The organism is Niastella sp., from assembly GCF_045805085.1.
GTDB lineage: Bacteria > Bacteroidota > Bacteroidia > Chitinophagales > Chitinophagaceae > Niastella.
In genome coordinates, this window is the sequence record NZ_JBJMLX010000334.1 from 1 (window position 1) to 4372 (window position 4372).

3 protein-coding genes are annotated in these 4372 nt (G+C 47.0%); all 3 read right to left on the reverse strand.

Going from position 1 to position 4372, the window contains the following annotated elements:
* Positions 1-290 (reverse strand): hypothetical protein (locus tag ACJ751_RS17575; protein WP_407746828.1); only part of this gene is annotated, 290 nt, incomplete at its 3' end.
* Positions 291-323: 33 nt separating this feature from the next.
* On the reverse strand, positions 324-2138 hold the full coding sequence (locus tag ACJ751_RS17580; protein WP_407746829.1) for a RagB/SusD family nutrient uptake outer membrane protein: 1815 nt from the start codon (positions 2136-2138) through the stop codon (positions 324-326).
* Between the two features lie 11 nt (positions 2139-2149).
* The coding region (locus ACJ751_RS17585; RefSeq protein ID WP_407746830.1) for a SusC/RagA family TonB-linked outer membrane protein at positions 2150-4372 on the reverse strand (2223 nt) is incomplete at its 5' end.

The following is a 4372-nucleotide window of genomic DNA, read 5'->3' on the forward strand; positions in this document are numbered from 1 at the left end:
ACGAGCGCCGTACCCAGATTCCAAAAATTACTGCCTCCAATGAACGCAGCTGTACCTTCCAACGGGTAAGTTCCATAATGTTTGTCGAGATATTGCGGCGGGTTCAACATAGAAACCGCACCAGGCAGATCTTTCCTGTCAACGGCCTTATACGCCACATGCACCACGGAGTCGCTACCCGAGGCTGGTGAATTGTTGTTGTTGGTTGCTGTTTGCTCCTGGGCTTGCGCTATAACACCCAAGCTCAATCCGCAGGTGACCAGCATGGCAACCAGTATATTTTTTTTCATTATTTTCCTTTTAAGCTTTACAAACAAACGCATTTAATAACCGGCGTTCTGACTGAACGAGAGGTAAAGATTTACATCGTTTATTTTCAGCGGCAACCAGTAATTTTTATCTTCAAACTTGCGGGTCACCAATACTTTTTCCCTTACGTTGACCGGTTTTCCAGTGCCATCGCGGTCAAAATCTATTGAAGTTTTTTCCCTGTATTGCTGTTGCCCCGCAAGCAGCCAGCGGCGCAGGTCGTTATAGCGGAATTCTTCTTCAAACCCCAACTCCATGGCACGCTCCCGGATAATCTCACCCATAAACTTATCCTTATCTGCTACATACTTCGCGGCCACCCTGCCGGCGCCGCAACGGTCCCTTATTTTGTTGAGTGCGTCCTCAGGAGTGATATAATTGGGCCCTGTGCTGGTTGCTGAACCATAACCTTGCAATACGGCTTCTGCATACATCAGGTATACATCTGCCAGGCGCATATACGACAGATGCATATAGTTATTAGGGAAATTGTCGATATTGTTGGCGGACATCGGCGTGAGTTTCCGCAGCAGATAACCGGTACGCCCGATCGCCGAATTATCACGACTGAATCCATTGTTAGCCAGGTTGGCGTAGCGGAACTTTTCTTTGTCGGCCGGCGCAGACCCTTTTATGATCTGGTCTTTGTCAATGACGATGTCGTGATAAAAACGCGGGTCTCGGTTTACCCAGGGATTGGCGGGATCGTAACCCGACAGCGGATCATCGATCGGCAAACCATTGGCCATGCCATAATTTTGTACAAACCTTGTATTCGGTGAGGCATACCCTCCACCGATATTCCCTTCGGCAAAAATGGAGCTTGGCCCCCATGGACAACCGGCAAACCAGGAGCTATATACGGGATTCTGGAAGATGGCTTCCGGATAACCGGGGATAAAACTTCCTCCATTCGTAAAGAAAAGATCGCTGTAATGGGCAAAATCAATCAACCTGACCCAGGTGGCACGGCTATCAACCAACTTCAATAACTCAGCAAATGCATCCGCCGCTTTTTTGCAGTAATTGATATTATATCCTGCATTGCCAGTTGATGCCTTGTTCATTAACGGGCTACCCGCATACAAATAATTTTTACCCAGGTATCCCAGCGCAGCCAGTTTCGTAATGCGGAGTTGATTTTTGCCCAGGGTAGCCTTGCCGGCTTCTGTATTATCCCAGTTAACGGGCAACAGATCGGCCGCTGCCCGAAGGTCTGCAGCAACGCGGTCGGCCATCTCCTGGTAAGCGAGGCGCGGCAAATTTAATTTTGCACTGGGCGACAAAACCGTATCGATGTATGGAAGCCCGCCCCAATACGTCATTAGCTGAAAATGAAACCAGCCCCGGAAAAACAATAACTGGCCTTTGATCAGATCTTTCTCTTCCTGCGTACCATCGAGTTTATCGAGGTTGGCCAATCCTAAATTTGTTTTATGAATGCCATACCAGGAGTTTGGCCACAATCCTTTGCCAAAGCCAGTGGTTGGGTCGGGGTTATAGTTGGGCGCATCCAGCCAGGAGATCCATTCGCCGGTTGTCCAGGACCAGGAATCTCCATTATCCAATTGTTCATTTAACCAGGTAACACCGGTCTTATGAATGATCTCGTCACCCAGGATCCAGTCACAAGCCCAGGTTTTACTGGTGTATTCGGGGACCAGGGAATATATTTCTTCAGTAAAACCCTGGAAGTTTGTAAAGTTTATATAGGCGTCGGTTGGGGAAACATCTGCTGCAGGCGCCCTGTCGAGATAACGTTTACAGGCAGGCAACATCGTTAGCCCTAATAAAATACAGGCAAAAATCATATGTGGATACCTTCTCATATAGCAAGCTTTTAAAAAGTTAGATTACACCCCAGGTTAAAACGCCTGATGGTTGGGTATGCAGTGGCTGCGCCCATACTTACTTCGCGATCGTCGGGCATTTTTGTCCATAACAACAAGTTATCGCCGTTCAGATAAACACGTAATGCGTTAATGCCGATACTTTTCAATTGAGATAACTTAAAAGTGTACGCGACCTCTGCATTCTTTAATCGTAAATAAGACCCATCGTATAAATAGGTGGTGCCATAATAAGGCATTACGCTGGCATAACGCGGCATGGGCACATCGGCGTTTGGATTGTCTTTTGTCCAGTAAGAACCCTGGTTATATACATTGTCGTAGTGATACTGTCCGGAAAAACTTACCAGTTGCAGATAACGGTTGATGTTATTTACCCCATAGAACTGCACGAAGGCGCTGAATCCTTTCCATTCAACACCAATGGTAGCATTATAGGTGTTCTGTGGCCGTTCGGGATAGCCATACGGCACGGCATCTTTATTATCGATCACGCCATCGCCATTGTAGTCTATCATATTCCGGTTGCCGGGTAATTTCTGGTTGTCGTATGTATTCAATTTTGTACTGCCATACACCTGGTCCCAGGTATTATAATACCCGCTGTTTACATAGGAATAAGCCTGGCCAATCGATTTCCCAGCTTTTTTCTGGTAATCATCCAACAACAGGGCGTCTTCGGCTTCTATGATCTTATCTTTGGCATGTGTGAGGGAAAAGTTTGCCCACAGCCTTACTCCTTTGGGCAATGTTTTACTAAACCGAAGCTCCATTTCATACCCTTTGTTACGCACTTTACCCACATTGGCTGTAGCCGGCTGCACCCCGAAATAAGAAGGCACTGACCGGGAAGTACCGGCTAAAAGAATATCGGTACGATAATCGTTGAACACCTCTACACTACCCGACAGTAAGCCATTCCATAAGGCATAGTCGAGACCGAAATTTGTCTTTGTTACCTTCTCCCAATGAATATCGGGGTTACCAACGCTGCTGCGTGCTTCGGCCCACCAGTTATAAGGACTGTTCTGACCTGCCGAGGACCCCAATGGCGTATTACCTCCATAGGTCCAGGTTGTCATATAAAGCCAACGGCCATTCACATTATCATTACCCACCTGTCCATAGGAGGCACGCAGTTTTAATGTATTTAAGAAGGTCTGGTTTTGCAGAAATTTTTCATTGCTGATCATCCAGCCTGCTGCGGCGGAAGGAAAGAAGGCAAAACGGTAGTTGGGACCAAATTTCTCTGATCCATTATAGGCGCCGTTGAATTCGGCAAAATACCTGCCGTCATAATTGTAGGTAACCCTGCCCACCCAGTCTTCGCGGAAATGCTCAAACTCGCTACCGGTAGCATATTTGTCGCGGCTGAACATACCCATAGCAGTAACATCATGTTTGCCAAACCTGCGGGCATAGTCTACCTGTAACTGGTAGAACAATTTGCGGTACGTAGCCGCGTTTTGTACTGCATCAACATTGGGGTTCCAACGCGGTGGGATCCAGTCGAATTGATTTGTTCCTAAATACTGGCTGTATTTTTTTTCGCCGGTAACCGGGTCAATGTATTCCTGTTGAATATTACCATTGTCATAAATGCCACCCTGAGACACAAACGAATTGTCGAAAGAAAGCGTGCCCTTTGCAGCCAGTCCTTTCAGAATCGCACTCAGATCCTGCCGTAAAGTAAAATCGGTTGTGATGCGGGTAGTAGTAGTTTTGCGCACCCCATTATTACCCATTACCGCCAATGAATTTATGGTAGACACCGTTTCCAGGGGAAAGTAGCCCCAGCCTCCGTCTGAGTACCGGGGATAATACAAATTGGGGGCGTTATTATAAATGCTTTGCCAAATACGGTATTCCCAACTGTCCTGGCCATAGGCATCCTGTTTTACCCCATAAGAACCGGCTAAGTTAGCGGAGAGCACAGTTGATCTTGTTAGATTGAAATCCAGGTTGGTACGGGCATTCACGCGGTCGAAACCGTAGCCTGGTTTATACGATTTTCCGTTGTCTATCTTTTTAATAATATCGCCTTCATGCAAATAATCTACTGCGGTGAAGTATTTCACCAACGGAGAACCGCCTGAAATATTCAGACTGCCGTTGTAAGACATTACGTGCTTCTTCACCAACTGGTCCTGCCAGTTAATGTTCGGGTAACGCTCCGCTTCCGCCTGGTTTGCCGGATGCCGGTATTTATCCAG

Excerpts from the sequence above, each read along its gene's own strand:
- ACJ751_RS17580 (WP_407746829.1), bottom strand. The coding sequence starts at position 2,138 with ATGAGAAGGTATCCACATATGATTTTTGCCTGTATTTTATTAGGGCTA.